Annotated in this window: 16 protein-coding genes; 9 read left to right on the forward strand and 7 right to left on the reverse strand. The window is 74.6% G+C overall.

The window, feature by feature from the left end; translation table 11 throughout:
• Window positions 1-32: 32 nt before the first annotated feature.
• On the forward strand, window positions 33-1,844 hold the full coding sequence (locus tag EAO77_RS33655; RefSeq protein ID WP_147992127.1) for an IucA/IucC family protein: 1,812 nt from the start codon (window positions 33-35) through the stop codon (window positions 1,842-1,844).
• On the forward strand, window positions 1,841-3,085 hold the full coding sequence (locus EAO77_RS33660; protein WP_147992128.1) for a type III PLP-dependent enzyme: 1,245 nt from the start codon (window positions 1,841-1,843) through the stop codon (window positions 3,083-3,085). Before EAO77_RS33655 ends, EAO77_RS33660 begins: the two co-directional genes overlap by 4 nt.
• 47 nt (window positions 3,086-3,132) lie before the next feature.
• Here the strand turns inward: EAO77_RS33660 and EAO77_RS33665 are convergent, their stop codons facing one another.
• The 4 genes from EAO77_RS33665 to EAO77_RS33680 all read right to left on the reverse strand — a co-directional run bounded on the left by EAO77_RS33665 (window position 3,133) and on the right by EAO77_RS33680 (window position 7,249).
• Window positions 3,133-4,500 carry a carbohydrate-binding protein gene (locus tag EAO77_RS33665; RefSeq protein WP_147992129.1) on the reverse strand — a complete coding sequence of 456 codons (1,368 nt, stop codon included), beginning with the start codon at window positions 4,498-4,500 and terminating at the stop codon, window positions 3,133-3,135.
• Window positions 4,501-4,570: 70 nt separating this feature from the next.
• The gene (locus EAO77_RS33670) at window positions 4,571-5,551 is read right to left on the reverse strand and encodes a LysR family transcriptional regulator (RefSeq protein ID WP_147992130.1); all 981 of its coding nucleotides are present in this window, start codon (window positions 5,549-5,551) and stop codon (window positions 4,571-4,573) included.
• 79 nt (window positions 5,552-5,630) lie between these two features.
• Window positions 5,631-6,299, reverse strand: coding sequence for a response regulator (locus tag EAO77_RS33675; protein ID WP_147992131.1), 669 nt, complete (start codon window positions 6,297-6,299; stop codon window positions 5,631-5,633).
• A complete protein-coding gene (locus tag EAO77_RS33680; RefSeq protein ID WP_147992218.1) occupies window positions 6,296-7,249 on the reverse strand; it encodes a HAMP domain-containing sensor histidine kinase in 954 nt (317 codons plus the stop codon). The genes EAO77_RS33675 and EAO77_RS33680 overlap by 4 nt, the downstream gene beginning before the upstream one ends.
• Window positions 7,250-7,530: 281 nt before the next feature.
• Here EAO77_RS33680 and EAO77_RS33685 point away from each other — a divergent pair, with 281 nt between their 5' ends.
• Complete coding sequence (locus EAO77_RS33685) at window positions 7,531-8,001, forward strand: cation:proton antiporter regulatory subunit (RefSeq protein WP_147992132.1); 471 nt, start codon at window positions 7,531-7,533, stop codon at window positions 7,999-8,001.
• Between the two features lie 3 nt (window positions 8,002-8,004).
• A complete protein-coding gene (locus tag EAO77_RS33690; protein ID WP_261994267.1) occupies window positions 8,005-9,228 on the forward strand; it encodes a cation:proton antiporter in 1,224 nt (407 codons plus the stop codon).
• Window positions 9,229-9,292: 64 nt separating this feature from the next.
• On the opposite strand, the gene EAO77_RS33695 is transcribed toward EAO77_RS33690, so the two are convergent.
• Together EAO77_RS33695 and EAO77_RS33700 are read right to left on the reverse strand one after the other, a co-directional pair.
• A complete protein-coding gene (locus EAO77_RS33695) occupies window positions 9,293-9,505 on the reverse strand; it encodes a hypothetical protein (protein WP_147992133.1) in 213 nt (70 codons plus the stop codon).
• Between the two features lie 139 nt (window positions 9,506-9,644).
• Entirely contained in the window at window positions 9,645-10,550 is a 906-nt protein-coding gene (locus tag EAO77_RS33700) for a LysR family transcriptional regulator (RefSeq protein WP_147992134.1), read from the reverse strand.
• A gap of 138 nt (window positions 10,551-10,688) precedes the next feature.
• On the opposite strand from EAO77_RS33700, the gene EAO77_RS33705 reads away from it, so the two are divergent.
• The gene (locus tag EAO77_RS33705) at window positions 10,689-11,393 is read left to right on the forward strand and encodes a type 1 glutamine amidotransferase domain-containing protein (RefSeq protein ID WP_147992135.1); all 705 of its coding nucleotides are present in this window, start codon (window positions 10,689-10,691) and stop codon (window positions 11,391-11,393) included.
• Window positions 11,394-11,434: 41 nt separating this feature from the next.
• Here the strand turns inward: EAO77_RS33705 and EAO77_RS33710 are convergent, their stop codons facing one another.
• Window positions 11,435-11,818, reverse strand: a complete 384-nt coding sequence (locus EAO77_RS33710) for a VOC family protein (RefSeq protein WP_147992136.1) — start codon at window positions 11,816-11,818, stop codon at window positions 11,435-11,437.
• A 288-nt stretch (window positions 11,819-12,106) separates the two neighbouring features.
• On the opposite strand from EAO77_RS33710, the gene EAO77_RS33715 reads away from it, so the two are divergent.
• From EAO77_RS33715 to EAO77_RS33730, 4 genes are all read left to right on the forward strand, one after another.
• Window positions 12,107-12,946 carry a VOC family protein gene (locus tag EAO77_RS33715; protein ID WP_147992219.1) on the forward strand — a complete coding sequence of 280 codons (840 nt, stop codon included), beginning with the start codon at window positions 12,107-12,109 and terminating at the stop codon, window positions 12,944-12,946.
• Window positions 12,947-13,114: 168 nt separating this feature from the next.
• The gene (locus EAO77_RS33720) at window positions 13,115-13,363 is read left to right on the forward strand and encodes a DUF5133 domain-containing protein (protein WP_410088750.1); all 249 of its coding nucleotides are present in this window, start codon (window positions 13,115-13,117) and stop codon (window positions 13,361-13,363) included.
• Between the two features lie 87 nt (window positions 13,364-13,450).
• Window positions 13,451-14,719, forward strand: coding sequence for an FUSC family protein (locus EAO77_RS33725; RefSeq protein ID WP_147992138.1), 1,269 nt, complete (start codon window positions 13,451-13,453; stop codon window positions 14,717-14,719).
• Window positions 14,716-16,209 carry an MFS transporter gene (locus tag EAO77_RS33730; RefSeq protein ID WP_147992139.1) on the forward strand — a complete coding sequence of 498 codons (1,494 nt, stop codon included), beginning with the start codon at window positions 14,716-14,718 and terminating at the stop codon, window positions 16,207-16,209. Before EAO77_RS33725 ends, EAO77_RS33730 begins: the two co-directional genes overlap by 4 nt.
• The last annotated feature ends 13 nt before the right edge of the window (window positions 16,210-16,222 follow it).

Raw genomic sequence — 16,222 nt, forward strand, 5'->3', positions numbered from 1 at the left:
GCGCCGGGCCGGCGGTCCCTGATGCGTTCGCAGTGCCCGAGGAGGGCGGCCCGGTCGTCGGCGCGGACGACGTCCTCGCCCGCCACGCCCTCGCGCGGTTTGACGACGCACGGGTACGGCACGGCGAGGACGCCGGGAACCCGCCGCCCGCGGTCCCGTCCGCCGACGACGCCGTCGCCCACACCCTGCTCAACTGCCTGGTGCGCGAGATCTCGGGCCCCGAGGGGCAGACCTCGCTCGCCGACGGCCGTCTGACGCTGCGCCTGCCGCGCCGCGGCACGACCCTCGGTGTCGCCCTGCGCCGCGCCTCGCCGACCGGGGCCCACCGCTTCACCGGACCCGTCGCCGAGCGGCGCGACGGCGGCTGGACACCCCTGTCCTGGCAGCGGCTGGCCGAACACGTCCACGCCGAACTCACCCTGCGCAGCGGGGTCGCCAACGACGAGTTCCTCGCGCAGCTGACGGCCGGCCACCGCGCCGTCAGGACCGCCCTCGCCGCTCCCCGCAGGGTCCACGGCAGCGGCGCGCTCGCCGCCTACCTCGCCTCCGAGCAGTCGCTGCTCCTCGGCCACCGCTTCCACCCCACCCCCAAGGCCCACGGCGGCGAACCGTCCCGCTGGGCCGCCTACGCCCCGGAGGCGGGCGCCGCGTTCGGGCTGCGGCTGCTCGCCGTCCGCGCCGGGCTCACGGCCGAGGAGTGCGCGGAGCCCGGGGCCGCGTCCCCGCTCGACCGGCTCGGCGACGCACCGCCCGGCTACCGGCTGCTCCCCGCCCATCCGTGGCAGTACGACCTCCTGCGCGAACGGCCCGCGCTGCGCGCGGCGCTGGCCCGGGGCGACGTCCTCGACCTGGGGACCGGGAGCGTGCCCTTCGTGCCGACGGCCTCCGTGCGCACGCTGTACGACGGGGAGACCTTCCTCAAGTTCAGTCTGGACGTCCGCATCACCAACTGCGTCCGCAAGAACGCCCATTACGAGCTCAGCGGCGCGGTCGCGCTCACCCGGCTGCTGCGGCCCGTCTTCGAGGCCCTCGCCGCCCGCTTCCCCGGCACGGCCGTCCTGCGCGAACCGGCCTACCGCAGTCTCGCCCTGCCGGGCCCCGGGTCCGCCCCCGACCGCGAGCTGCTCGAAGGTCTCGGCGTCATCGTCCGCGACGGCCTCGGCCGCCATCAGCGCGAGGGCACCACCGCGCTGCTCGCGGCCGCCGTCGCCGACGAGTACCCCAACGGGCCCGGCCGCGTCGGCCACCTGCTCGCCGGGCGCGGCCCCGGAGCCGCCCTCGACTGGTGGCGCCGGTATCTGGAGCTGCTGGTGCCGCCCGTGCTCGCCGCCTACTTCGACCACGGCCTCGTCCTCGAACCCCATCTGCAGAACGTGGTGGTCTGCGTCGACCCCGACGGCCTGCCGGTCCAGATCCTGCTGCGGGACCTGGAGGGCGCCAAGCTGCTGCCCGGACCGCATGCGCGGGCCCTCGCCGCGCTGCCGCCGCAGGTCGCGGGCCCGCTCACCTACGACCCCGCCCGCGGCTGGCACCGGGTCGTCTACTGCCTGCTGGTCAACCACGCCGCCGAACTCCTCGCCGCGCTCGCCGACCGCCACCCGCACCTGGAACACGCCCTGTGGCAGGAGGTCCGGGGGGTGCTGGCCCGGTACGCCGACGAGCACGGCCCGGCCCGCCCCGAGCTCACGGCACTGCTCGCCGGGGCGCCGCTGCCCGCCAAGGCCAACCTGCTGACGCGCTGGCGGCGCGACGCGGACCGCGACGCCGGCTACGTCCTGATCGACTCGCCCCTCGCCCCGCCGCGCACGACGCCCGGGGCGCGCACCGGCACGGAGACCCGATGACCGCCCCCACGACCGCAGTCCGGGACCTGGCCCTCGCACTCGGTCCCGCCGGCCTGCCCGCCTACCTCTACGACCTGGACGCCCTCCGCGAGCACGCCGCCGCCGTCCGCGCGGCCCTGCCGGCGGGCGTCGAGCTGTACTACGCGGCGAAGGCCAACCCGGAGCCCCCGCTGCTGGCCGCCCTGTCGCCGTACTGCGACGGCTTCGAGGTCGCCTCCGGCGGCGAACTCGCCCATGTCGCGGCCGCCGTGCCGGGCCGGCCCCTGGCGTTCGGCGGACCGGGCAAGACGCCGGACGAGATCCGCGCCGCCCTCGGTGCCGGGGTCCACCGCTTCCACGCCGAGAGCCTGCACGAGCTGCGCGTCCTCGACCTGCTGGCCGCCGGCACCCGGACCGGCCTCCCCGTCGGTGTCCTGCTGCGGTTCAACCTGCCCCTCGACCCGGAGGCGTCGCGCGGCAGCGCGCTCGCCATGGGAGGGACGCCGAGCCCGTTCGGCATCGACCCGGCCGACGCCGACGAGGCGGTGCGCCTGGTGAACGGCTCGCCCCGGCTCGCGCTGCGGGGCGTCCACGCCCACCTGGCCAGCGGACTGGACGCGCCCGCCCTGCTGTCCGTCGCCGCCTCCGTGGTGAGCTGGGCCGAGGAGCTGACCGCCCGTCACCGGGCGCCGCTGCACGAGGTGAACATCGGCGGCGGCATGACCGTGGACTACGCCCGTCCGGCCGCCCGCTTCGACTGGACCGGGTACGGGCGGGGACTCGGCCTGCTCCTCGCCTCCCGCCCCGGACTGCGGCTGCGCGTCGAACCGGGCCGCGCCCTGACCGCGTACTGCGGCTGGTACGCCACCGAGGTGCTGGACGTGAAGCACAGCCGCGGCGAGGACTTCGCCGTGGTCCGCGGCGGCACCCACCATCTGCGCACCCCCGCCACCAAGGGACACGACCAGCCCTGCACGGTGCTGCCCGTGGACACCTGGACGTCCCCGTGGCCCCGCCCCGGAGCCCGGACCGGCCGGGTCACCCTCACCGGGCAGCTGTGCACGCCCAAGGACGTCCTGGCGCGCCGGGTCCCGGCCCCCGGCCTGCGGGCCGGTGACCGGGTCCTCTTCGGGCTGTCCGGCGCGTACGCGTGGAACATCTCGCACCACGACTTCCTGATGCACCCCCGGCCCGGCTTCCACTTCCTGCCGTCGGACGGCCGGCCGGCCCCCGGGCCCACGATCCCGGGGGCCGGCGCCTGACCACGCGTGCCGCGGCCCCCCGCGGCACGCGCCCCCCGGTCAGGCCGTCACGCGCGCCGCCACAGCGCGGGGACGTTCGACGGCTCCCAGCCCGCCTGGGCCTGGTGGCCCTGGAGGCAGACGTAGTCGGCGCCGCCGTAGGAGACCCGGTCACCCGCGGTGTAGACCGTGCCCGCGGCCCAGGTGCCGCCGGGCTCGCCGCCCGGCGGCGGCTCCTCCCCGCCCGTGGTCGTCCGCAGGGTCAGGCCGTATCCCTGGAGCAGCGGGTTGACCGGCTGGTGGTAGGTGGTCCCGCCGGTGCGGCAGTCGCCGGAGCCGCCCGAGGTGACGCCCTGCGCCTGGCTGCCCGAGATGTACGAGCCGCCCGAGTCGCCGGGCTCGGCGCACACCGAGGTGCGGGTCACACCGGTGATCGTGCCCTCCGGGTAGGTGACGCTGGTGTTGTGCTGCTGGATGGTGCCGCAGTGCCAGCCGGTGGTCGAGCCGGACCGGCACACCGACGCCCCGACCGGCTGCTGCACCGAGCCGGTGACCTGCACGTTCTGGCCGCCCGCACCCTTGACGTAGGGCGTCGACGTCCAGTTGGCGTTCGCCAGCACCCACGCGGTGTCCCGGCCGGGGAAGGTGGACGCCTGGAAGGTGCCCTGGGCCACCTGGTTCCAGCCGCTGGTGGCGGTGCCCGCGCGGCCGCAGTGACCGGCCGTGGCGAAGCCGTGCTGGGTGCCGCGGGTGACCGCGAAGCCGACCGAGCACCGGCCGCCGCCGCCCATGTAGTACGCGTCGCCGCCCCGGATGTCGTGGAGCGGACGCGGCGCCTCGGCGGTGCGGGTCACCCGGATCGGCGCCCGGTCCGCACCGCTCCTGGCGATCAGCGACTCGGCCGCCGCCGTGTCCCGCGCCGCCACCACCACGCTGTTGCTGCGCACGTCCACGTACCAGACGGGCACCCCGGCCGAACCGCCGCGCACCGCCGCCCGGTCGAGGGCGGCCTTGGCGCGGTCCAGTGCGGCGAGCGAGTGGGCGGCGGGCCGCGCCTCGGCGCCCGCCGACCGGATCGCCGCCGTGCCGGCGGGCGACGTCGTCGCCACCGTCAGCGTGCCCGACTCCGCGCCCGACACCCACGCCCCGGCGAACGAGGCGCCCAGGCGCTGCCGGAGGAGGGCCGCGGCGGCGCCCGCCTCGGCCTCGTTCACCAGGCGCCGTTCGGCCTGCGGGCGGGTCAGTCCCAGATCGCGCTGCATGGCGTTCAGCAGCTCGGGCCGGACCGCGTCCGTGCCCAGTGTCCGCGCGGCGGTGCGGACGGCCGGGTCCGCCGTGGACGGCACGGCGGACGCGGTGCCCTGCAGCGAGGCCAGGACGAGCGCGCCGACGGCCACGGCGCCCGCGCACGCTGCCCTGGCATGTCTGTGGAACATGGGGAGTCCCCTCGGTCTCGGGTGAGGTGTGCCGAAACCGTAGGGACCGCGGGCCCCCGCCGAGCAGATGTCAGCCGGCCCCCTGCATCGCGTTATGGCGGGGCGCGGTGCCGCCCGCCGCCAGCCACCGGGAGTAACTCGTGCTGCGTCCGGCGGCCTCGCGGTGGGCCGCCCGCACATGGGCGATGACCGCGGGAGCCCCGGTCGCGGCGGCCGACGCGGGATGCCAGCCGAGGAGGTGGCGCCAGACCAGCGGCGTCCCGGCGAGCGCGCGGGTCACGAGCCCGGGGGTGGTGGGGAAGGTGGCCCGGCACAGGCCGACCGCCCGGCCCACCTGCACCAGGTGCACACAGGACGCGGTGTCGGTCTCGTAGACACGGGCGGGGGTGAAGCCGGCCCGTACGCACGCCGCGGCGAAGCAGTCGCCGAAGCAGCCGTCGCCCGGGACGTCCGCCCAGTCCTGGCCCGCCAGTTCGGCGAGGGCGATCTCCTCGCGCCCGGCGAGCGGATGCCCGGTGGGCAGCATCACGAACACCGGGTCGCGGGCCACCTCGGTCCACGCCAGCCGGCCCGCCTGGGGCGGCGCGCTCTCGCCGCAGGTGCCGATCAGCGCGTAGTCCAGGCGCCCCTCGACGGCCTGCGCGGCGATCTCCCGCTCGGACCAGGAGGTGTGGGTGGCCACGCTCGCGTCCGGCTCGGCCTCGGCGAGCCGGTCGATGAGCCCGCCGAGCAGCGGCCCGTGGGTGCCCCCGAGCCGGAAGCCCCGGCGGCCGCCGTCCCACCCCCGCGCGAAGCGGACCGCCTCCTCCTGGAGGTCGTGCACCGCGGGCAGCACCACGCGGGCCCGGTCGAGGACGAGTTCGCCGAGCGCGGTGGTCCGCACCCCGCAGCGGCCGCGTTCGAACAGCGTCCCGCCGAGGGAGCGTTCGATCCGGCGCAGCTGGGCGCTGAGCGCCGGCTGGGCGAGTCCGAGCGCCGTCGCGGCCTTGGTGAGGCTGCCGGCGTCGGCGATGGCCCGGATCGTCTTCAGGTGCCGCAACTCCAGTTCCATACGGGCAGCTTGACGGCGGTCACCCGGCCCGGCAATACACAGGTCCGGACCAATGCGGGGGAGGGCTCACGGTTCCCGCTCACGGTTCGATGAGGCCGACCCGGATCGCGTAGCGCGTCAGTTCCAGCCGGTCCTTGAGCCCCAGCTTCTGCAGCAGGTTGGCCCGGTGCCGCTCCACGGTCTTCGCGCTGATCACCAGCAGGTCGCCGATCTCCTTGGAGGTGTGCCCCTCCGCGACCAGCTTGAGGATCTCCTCCTCGCGCTCGGTGATCGCCCGCTCCGGCAGCGGGTCGCCCTCCCGCGCCCGGTCCAGATAGCGCCGGATCAGTGTGGTGACGGCGCCCGGGTAGATGAACGGCTCGTCGCGCATGGCGGCACGGCACGCCTCGACGAGGTCCCGGTCGGCGACCGACTTCAGGACGTAGCCGCTCGCCCCGGACTTCAGCGCCTCGAAGAAGTACTGCTCGTTGTCGTACATCGTGAGGATGAGGATCCGCAGCTCGGGCCGGAGCCGCGACAGCTCGCGGGCGGCCTGGAGACCCGTCAGCCGGGGCATCGCGATGTCGAGCACCGCAAGGTCGATCTCCTCGGTCCTCGCGAGGGCGACGGCCTCGGCGCCGTCGCCCGCCTCGGCGACCACCGTGAGGTCCGGCTCGCCGTCGAGGATGAGCCGCACCCCGCGCCGCACCAGCGCGTGGTCGTCGGCGAGCAGGATGCGGGCCGCCCGTCCGGGCGCCTGGGTCGTCATACGGTGCTTCCTTCCGTGGCCGGCACGCGCAAACGCACCTCCGTTCCGCCGTCCGCCGACGGGCCGAGCGTCAGCCCGGCGTCGATGAGCAGGGCACGCTCGCGCATCCCCTGGATGCCGGAGCCCTCCGGCGCGCCGCCGAGCCCGCCGCCGTCGTCGCGGATCACGAGGTCCACGGCGCCACCGGGGCCGGGCTCCAGACGCAGCTCCACGGCACGCGCACCGGCATGCCGGGCCGTGTTCGTCAGACTCTCCTGCGCCACCCGGTACACCACCAGCTCCCGTTTGTCGTCCAGCTCGGGCAGCCCGGGGGCGATGTGGTGGCGCACCGTCAGCCCCGGGGCGGTGAACTCGGCCGCCAGCGCGCGCAGCGCGCTGTGCAGCCCGAGCTCCTCCAGCACCCCCGGGCGCAGCCGCCGGGCGATCCGGCGGATCTCGTCGAGCCCGCCGCGGGTCGTCTCCTGCACCTGGCGCAGGTCCTCCCGCAGCGGTTCGGGCACCTGATCGGCCGTCCGCTTCAGATGCAGCAGCACCGCGGTCAGCGTCTGCCCCACCTCGTCGTGCAGCTCCTGCGCGATCCGCTGCCGCTCCGCCTCCTGGGCGGACAGCGCCAGGGCGCTGCTCGTCGCCCGCTCGGCCTCCAGCCGCTCCAGCATCGTGTTGAACGTGGTGATCAGCTCGGCCACCTCACCCGGCCCGGCGACCGCCGCACGGCTGCCGGGGCGCAGCAGGTCGGCCGAGGTCATCGCCCGGGTGAGCCGGGCGAGCGGGGCGAGACCGATCCGCAGCAGCACCGCGTTGGCGACCAGCATCACCACCAGGCCGACGCCGATCACCAGCGCCTCGGCCAGCAGCACGGGAGTGGACACCGTCACCGGGCCGAGCAGCAGCAGCACGGCCGCGATCAGCACCGCGGCGTTCAGCAGGAAGATCCGCCAGAACAGCGACATGGTCCCGCCTTCCTCGAAGGGCTTCGGTCCCATCGTCGCCGTCGTGCGCCCGCGCCACAGCCGCAGGCCCGTGGCCTGCGGCTCACTCGTGTCCACGCCCAGCCTTCCGGCCGGACGCGGCCCCTGTCCATCCGTGCTGACACCCATATCGCGCCACGGTACGGGGATGAAACGATGGCGCGGCGTGTGCGGTGGCCGCCCCCTCCAGGGGGCGGCCACCGCGCGAGCAGTCGTTGCACGCATTGAACGGACAAGGAGGACGGGCCGTGCCCGCTCCACGGATGAGCACCACGCCCCTGCCGGGCATCGGTGTCCAGTACGACCTCACCACCCGCGAACACCGCCACCTCTCGGTGATCGCCCATCGCGACGGGACGAGGTCGGTCAACGTCTACCGGCCGGACGATCCCGACGCCTGCGCGCAGTCGCTCCACCTGACGAGCGCCGAGGCGGCCTCGCTCATCGACGCCCTGCTGCCCGACCACCACAGTCCCAGCGTGCTGCACACGACCGACCTCGGTCTCGTCGCCGAGCGCATCGAGCTGTCCGCCCACTCCGTGTGGAACGGCCGCGTCATGGGCGACCTGCGTCTGCGCACCGAGACCGGCGCCTCGGTCGTCGCCGTGCTCCGACGGGCCGACGCCGTGCCCTCCCCGGGCCCGGACTACCGCCTGGCCGGCGGCGACACCCTGATCGTCGTCGGCACCCGCGAGGGCGTGGACGGCGCCGCGGCGATACTCGGGCGGGAGTGAGCGGTGCATTCTGCTGTCTTTCTGATCGAGTTCGGCGCGATCATCCTCGGCCTCGGGCTGCTGGGACGGTTCGCCGGACGGCTGCGCTTCTCGCCCATCCCGCTGTACCTGCTCGCCGGTCTCGCGTTCGGCGAGGGCGGCCTGCTGCCGCTCGGGGCGAGCGAGGAGTTCGTGGCGATCGGCGCGGAGATCGGCGTCATCCTGCTGCTGCTGATGCTCGGACTCGAGTACACCGCAAGCGACCTGGTCTCCAACCTGAGGACCCAGTACCCGGCCGGACTCGTCGACTTCACGCTCAACGCCGTGCCCGGGGCGATCGCCGCGTTCCTGATGGGCTGGGGGCCGGTCGCCGCCGTCGTCCTCGCCGGTGTCACCTGGATCTCCTCGTCCGGTGTCATCGCCAAGGTCCTCGGCGACCTCGGCCGTCTCGGCAACCGCGAGACGCCCGTCATCCTCAGCGTGCTGGTCCTCGAGGACCTCGCCATGGCCGTCTACCTGCCGATCATCACGGCCCTGCTGGCCGGTGTGAGCCTCGCGGCCGGGAGCGTCACGCTCGCGATCGCGCTGGGCGTCGCCGGCCTGGTCCTCTTCGTCGCCGTCCGGTACGGCCGTGTCATCTCGCGGTTCGTCAGCAGTGACGACCCCGAGAAGCTGCTGCTCGTCGTCCTCGGCCTGACCCTGCTGGTGGCGGGCATCGCCCAGCAGCTCCAGGTGTCGGCGGCCGTCGGTGCGTTCCTCGTCGGCATCGCGCTCTCCGGCGAGGTCGCCGAGGGCGCGCACACGCTGCTCAGCCCGCTGCGGGACCTGTTCGCCGCCGTGTTCTTCGTCTTCTTCGGGCTGCACACCGATCCGTCCAGCATCCCGCCGGTGCTGCTGCCCGCCCTGGCGCTGGCGATCGTCACCGCCCTCACGAAGATCGCCACCGGGTACTGGGCGGCCGCACGCGCGGGGGTGGGCCCGAAGGGCCGCTGGCGCGCCGGCGGCACCCTGGTCGCCCGCGGAGAGTTCTCGATCGTCATCGCGGGACTCGCGGTCTCCGCGGGCATCGAGCCCATGATGGGCCCGCTGGCCACGGCGTACGTCCTCATCCTGGTCGTCGTCGGCCCGCTCACGGCCCGCTTCACGGAGCCGGTCGCGCTGCGGCTGACGGCACTGCGCGGCGACGGCGGCCCGGCGCCCGCCGGGGCACCGGAGCGGGTCGAGGCCACGGTCGACGCCCGCGACTGATCCCCGCACCGCCTCCCGCCCCGCCCCCGTGGCGGGGGGCACCGCGGGCCGAGGCCGCCCGCGCTCACCGGCGGATCCGGCGGCGGGTCGTCGGCGGCACCGACAGGCTCACGCTCCCGGCCAGCACCAGGCCCGCGGCGAGGAGCAGGCCGTTCGGCAGCACCATGCCGGCCACGGCCCCGACGATGCCGCAGGCCAGTACGGCCCACGCGACCACGTCACGACGGCGCAGGCCGCTGCTGCGTACGGTGATGTGCCCGACGCCACTGCTGCGCATGGCTTCTCCCTCCGGCGGAACGGGTGACCGGGTCCCCCATCCACCATCGCCCCTCGCGCGCCGGGGCGGTATCGGGGACGGTACCCATTTCGCGAGCGCCGCCGGCCGGCCCGGGACACCTCACGGGTCACGTCACGGGTCACAGCGGCCCCCACAGACGGGCCCGGGTGCGCAGGTGGCCGTGGACCAGCGCGAGCGGCGGATGGGCCAGCGCGCCCCCCCGCACCGCGAGGTACAGCGTGTTCAGCGGCGGCGCGGCCGGTTCGTGCAGCAGTTCCACCGAACCCGCCGTGAGTGCCTGCTCGGCCAGGTAGCGGGGGAGCGCGCTCACCCCCGCCCCCGCGACCACCGCGGCGAGCACGCCCCGCAGATCGGGGACGGTCACGGCGATGCCGTTGGGCGGCCTGCTGCCGAATTCGCTCAGCCAGTACCGCCGCACGATCGGCAGGTCGTCCGCGTAGACGACGAGCGGCAGATGCGCCAGGGCCCCCACCGGGTCGTCCGCCAGCCGCACCGGATCGACGCTCCGGGCCAGCGCCGGCGGCCCCACCAGTACGAACTCCTCGTCGATCAACGGGGTCGCCGCCAGGTCCTGCCGCACCGGCCGCACCGCGGAGACGACCAGGTCCGTGTCACCGGCCGCGAGCCCCTCCAGCAGGGGGGCGGCGAGCCCCAGCGTCACCTGCAGGCGCAGCCCCCGGGCCGTCAGCGGGGCGAGCGTGGGCAGCACCCGCAGGGTCATCAGCTCGCCGGGGCCCGCCACCCGCACCGTCCCGACGTGCGCGGCGAGACCGCTCGACGGGCGCATCGCGGCACGCAGCTCGTCGATACGGGTCCCGATGCGCGCCGCCAGATCGGCCGCCCGGGCGGTCGGCGCCGCGCCCCGCCGGGAGCGCACGAAGAGGGTCTCGCCGAGTTCCTCCTCCAGCCGGGCGAGCTGCCCGCTGACCGCCGGCTGCGTCAGACCCAGCCGCTCCGCGGCCGCCGACAGCGAGCCGCAGCGGTAGATCTCCAGGAAGGTGGACAGCAGGTCGAGCCCGGGCACGCAACACCCCGTCCATAAGAAGGCTGATGACCTCCATGATGCCCGCGGGGCCCACCGGGTGAAAGCTGGGTGCTGCCCGCCCGGGGCGCCTCGCTCCCCGGGATCCGGGCCCCGTTCCGACCCACGCGAAGGACCCCCATGTCGAAGATCCTCATGATCGTCTCCGCTGCCGGCACCCTGAAGCTGGCGGACGGCTCCGACCACCCCACGGGCTTCTGGGCCGAGGAGGTCGCCGCGTCGCACGAGGTGCTGCGCGCGGCCGGTCACGAGGTGGCGGTCGCCACTCCGGGCGGGACGCGTCCCGTGCCGGACCCCATCAGCCTGGACGGCCGCGGCGGCGTCGACGAGGACGGCGCCCGCCGCTTCCGCGCGTACCTCGACGGCATCGACGCCGACCTCGCCGCCCCGCTCGACCTCGGCGCGGTCTCCGCCGACGACTACGACGCGCTGTACGTGCCGGGCGGGCACGCCCCGATGACCGACCTGGCCGTAAGCCCCGCGCTCGGCCGGCTGCTGATCGCGGCGGACCGCCGGGGCGCGGTGGTGGCCGCCCTCTGCCACGGCGTGGCGGCGCTGGTGAGCGCGGTCGCCGACGACGGCTCGTTCGCCTTCGCCGGGCGCGAGGTCACCGCCTTCAGCGACGAGGAGGAGGCGCAGGGCGGTCTGGGCGACCGCTCGCCCTGGCTCGTCGAGTCACGGCTGCGCGAACTGGGCGCCGTGGTGACGACCGGCCCCGCCTGGTCGAGCACCGTCGTCGAGGACGGCAACCTGATCACCGGCCAGAACCCGCAGTCCAGCGCCGACACGGCCCGCCGCGTGGTGGGCGCCCTCGCCGCCCGCTGAGCGGCCCGGGCCGGCCCGGCGGCGGCCCGGGCCGTGGCGGCTCAGCGCCGCCCCGACGGCTCCAGCGAGAACGAGTGCCCCGCCGGGTCGGCGAAGAGCCGGGCCCCGCGGGGGCCCGGGCCGCCGCTGTCCACGGGCATCGCCCCGAGGCTCACGGCCTCGCGCTCCGCCGCGTCCATGTCACTCTCGGCCACGAAGATGCACAGATGGGACTGGAGCGAGTCCTCCGGCCGCGGCCAGCTCGGCGGCGCGTGGCCGTGGTCGCGGCGCACCGCGAGGCGGACACCGTCCGCGGTGTGGACCTCCACCAGATCGGGGTCGGCCCCGGGGCGGGCTTCGCCGTCGAGCAACCCGGCGTAGAACTCGGCCAGTTCGAGCGGCTCGGCGGCGTCGAGGACGAGAACGGGGAGCTTGGGTGTCGTCATGGGATCCGCCTACCCCCGCCATCACCGCCCATACGGCGTCCGGCGCCGCGACCTGGGTTGACCGGCCCCGTACCGGGTACCCGGGGCAGCGGACGGGGCTCCGGCGGAACCGGGCGCCCCGCCGCCGAAACGGTGACCTGAGCGAGCCGCAGGGTCACCTAACGTGACGAGCGGCTAGCCTGTTCGCGGCCGTACGGAGGAGTCCGCATGCTGATGTACGGCGTCCCGCAGCCCGGCGAGCGGCGCCGCGCAGTGATCCCCCGAGTCCCCGAAAGCCGGACACTGGTGATGAACGACAAGACGACCCGGTCGATGACGGCCGCCCCCAGTGCCTCCATGCACGGCGCACCGTGCTGGGTGAGCCTCATGGCGCGCGACCTCGGGGCCGCACAGGACTTCTACGGCGCCGTGCTCGGGTGGGAGTTCCGCAAGGGCCGCCTCGGCGAGGACTTCAGCGTCGCCCTGGCCGACGGCGTGCCCGTCGCCGGCATCGGCGCCCTCGCGCCGCGGCTGACCGTCGCCGTGGCCTGGACGCCGTACTTCGCCGTCGAGGACGCCGACCGGACGGCCGGGCGCATCCGGGAGCGCAGTGGCACCGTCGCCGTCGGCCCCATCTCGCTCTCCACCGGCCGCGGCCTGCTCGCCGCCGACCGGGACGGCGCCGTCTTCGGGGTCTGGGAGGGCGAGCTGGTACGCGACTGGCCCGCCTGGCGCGACAGCGCCCCCGCCTGGATCCGGCTGCTCGCCAGGGACGCCTTCGAGTCCGCGATCTTCTACGGCGAGATCCTGGACTGGGCCGTGGACCGCGCCGGCTGCTGCGAGGTGACCTACGTGGAGGACGCGGTCCAGCTGCACCGCGACGGCCGGGTGCTCGCCCGTCTCACCTCGGGCGCCGACCCCACCTCGGACAACCCCCTCCTCCACCCGCGCTGGCACGTCCACTTCGCCGTCGAGGACGTCGAGGAGACCGCCCGCACCGCACGCCGGCTCGGCGCCACCCTGCTCGGCGAGCGCTCCACGCCGCGCGGCCGCGAGGCGAGCCTGCGCGACCCCGACGGCGCCATCTTCACCGTGAGCTCCGGCAACGACACCCTGCCGGGCTCGTCCCCCCACTCCGCCAGCCCCTGACCGGAGTTCACCCGTCCGGCACCTCTCCGGGGACGTGCCCCGGTGTGGTGACGGACGGTGACAGCCTGCGTGGCGGACGACGCCGCCACGGATCACAATGAGGCACCGGACGGACATCGTTCCGCCGTGTGCCGGGGGTTCGCAGAAACCGGGAGACACACGATGCTGATGCCCGACACGAGCGTCGTCGCCAGGCTGATTGCCCGCTACCGGGCCCAGGAGCACCGCCTGCTCGACGCTCCTCACGACGAACGAGCGCGGCGGAGGTTCGAGGACACCGCCTACACGCTCTGTGTGCTGATGTGCGAGCGCACGGCCCGGGAGGCCGTGCTCGCCGCCGAACGCTACGTGCACCGCCATATCCGGTCCGCCCCGCAGCCCGTGGCGGCCAGACGCGCGGCGTCCGGCGGCTGCTGACCGGCGGCCCGGGGCGGCATCCCGCCGCCCCGGGCCGCCGGCCGTGCCGCGAACGGACCGGCCTGTCCGCCACGAGGAAGGAGGAAGGTGCCCGACGCCCGCACCGCGCTCCGCACACGGGTCCGCGCGCTCCTGGCCAAGCGCAGGGACCCGGTCGTCGCCCAGACGCTCCGCTCCACCGCCGCCGCGACGATCGCCTATGTCGTCGCGCTCCAGCTGAGCAGCGAGCCCGCTCCGCTCACCGCGCCGCTGACCGCACTGCTCGTCGTGCAGGTGACCCTCTACTCGACGCTCACCACGGGCGTCCGCCGGGTGAACTCGGTCGTGGTCGGCGTGCTCATCGCCATCGGTTTCAGCGTCCTCGTCGGACTGAGCTGGTGGAGTCTCGGACTCATCATCCTGGCCTCGCTCGTGGTCGGACGGTTCGTGCGCGTCGACGAGTTCGTGCCCGAGGTGGCCATCAGCGCCATGCTGGTCCTCGGCGTCACCCAGGTCGCCGACACGGCCTGGGACCGCGTGCTGGAGACGCTGATCGGCGCCGTCGTCGGCCTGCTTTTCAACGTCCTGTTCGTGCCACCCGTCTGGGTGGACACCGCCGGCGACTCCATCGAGGACCTCGCCCGCCGGATGCGCCGGCTGCTGCTCGGCATCGGTGAGGAACTGACCCGCGAGACACCCGTCGAGCGCGCCGCCGCACGGCTCCACGAGGCCCGCCGGCTCGACAACGACGTCGCCGACGTCGACGCCGCGCTGCGGCAGGCCGAGGACAGCCTCCGGCTCAACCCGAGGGTCAAGGAGGGCCTGCTGCACCGCATCGTGCTGCGCACCGGCCTCGACACCCTGGAGATCTGCGCGGTCGTCCTGCGGGTGATCGCCCGCACCATCACCGACCTCGCCAAGGAACGCAGGGACGAGGAGCTGTTCCCGCACGAGGTCGGGGTCGCCCTCCAGGAACTGCTCGGCCACGTCGCGGACACCCTGGTCAGCTTCGCGGTGCTCGTCACGACCCGGACGAGCGAGAGCGCCGACGCGGCCGAGGAACGGCTCACCGGCGAACTCGCCGCGGCCCGCGCGAGCCGCGACACCGCGGCCGATCTGCTGCTGGAGGGGGTGCAGCGGCTGCCGCGGCAGTGGCAGCTGCACGGCGCGCTGCTCACCGAGATCGACCGGATCCTCGACGAACTGGACCTCGACCACCGCTCCCACCGCCTGATGGAGGAACTCGACCGGCACACCCGGGAACAGCGCGAACGGCGGCCGCGCGTGTTCGCGATCGGGGAGCGGGCACGCGGCAGGAGGAACCCATCTGACAGGGACGTGTCAGCGCGTCCCCGGACCGACAGGAGTCACCGATGAGTCGCGCCCCCGACGCGTCGCTGGGCACCGTCACCACCAAGGTGCCCGCACGGCTGGACCGGCTGCCGTGGTCACGCTGGCACTGGATGATCGTGGTGGGCCTCGGCACGGTCTGGATCCTCGACGGCCTCGAAGTGACCATCGTCGGCAACATCGCCAGCCGGCTGTCCGAGCCGGACAGCGGACTGCCGATCAGCGACGCGCAGGTCACGGGCACGGCCGCGGCGCTGTACGTGGCCGGCGCCTGCTCGGGGGCCCTGTTCTTCGGCTGGCTCACCGACCGCTTCGGCCGCAAGAAGCTGTTCCTCATCACCCTCGCCGTCTATCTCGCGGCGACGGCGCTGACGGCGATCTCCTTCTCCGTGTGGTGGTTCTTCCTCTTCCGCTTCCTCACCGGGTTCGGCATCGGCGGCGAGTACGCGGCCATCAACTCGGCGATCGACGAGCTGATCCCCAGCAAGTACCGCGGCCGCGTCGACCTCATCATCAACGGCAGCTACTGGCTGGGCGCGGTCGGCGGCGCGCTGCTGTCCGTGGTCGCGCTGAACACCGACATCTTCCCCGCGGACATCGGCTGGCGGCTCACGTTCGCCCTCGGCGTCGTCCTCGGCCTCGTCATCCTGCTCGTGCGCCGCCATGTGCCGGAGAGCCCGCGGTGGATGTTCATCCACGGCCGCTCCGAGGGCGCGGAGGAGCTGGTGGCAGGCGTGGAGCGGGAGATCGAGGCGGAGAAGGGCCGCCCGCTGCCCGAACCGGCGCAGGCGATCACCATCGAGCAGCGCCGCAGCATCGGCTTCGTCGAGATCGCCCGTACGCTGTTCCACCGGTACCCCAAACGGGCCGTGCTCGGCTTCTCGCTCTTCATCGGGCAGGCGTTCCTGTACAACGCCATCACCTTCGGCTTCGGGTCGATCCTGGTGAAGTTCTTCGACGTGCCCAGCGGGAACACCGGCTACTTCTTCGCCGTGATCGCCTTCGGCAACTTCCTCGGACCGCTGCTGCTCGGCCGGCTCTTCGACACCTGGGGCCGCCGGCCGATGATCGCCGGCACCTACATCCTGTCCGGGCTGCTCCTCTTCGTCACCGCCTGGCTCTTCAACGAGGGCCACCTGAACGCCACCACGATGACCGCCTGCTGGTGCGTGGTGCTCTTCTTCGCTTCGGCGGGGGCGAGTTCGGCGTACCTGACGGTCAGCGAGATCTTCCCCATGGAGACGCGTGCCATGGCCATCGCGTTCTTCTACGCGATCGGCACCGCGGCCGGCGGCATCTCCGGCCCGCTGCTCTTCGCCGGCCTCACCGAGAGCGGAGTCGTCGGCGACGCCGCGCTCGCCTTCTGCATCGGCGCCGCCCTCATGGTGCTCGCCGGGCTGGTGGCCGTGTTCTTCGCGGTGGCCGCGGAGCGGAAGTCCCTGGAGGACATCGCGACACCGCTGTCCGCCACCACGGCGCGGGAGGGCTCCGCGGCGTCCGGCGGTCCGGACGCCTGACCCGCGGTGATGC

The organism is Streptomyces sp. T39 (assembly GCF_008042045.1).
Classification (GTDB): domain Bacteria; phylum Actinomycetota; class Actinomycetes; order Streptomycetales; family Streptomycetaceae; genus Streptomyces.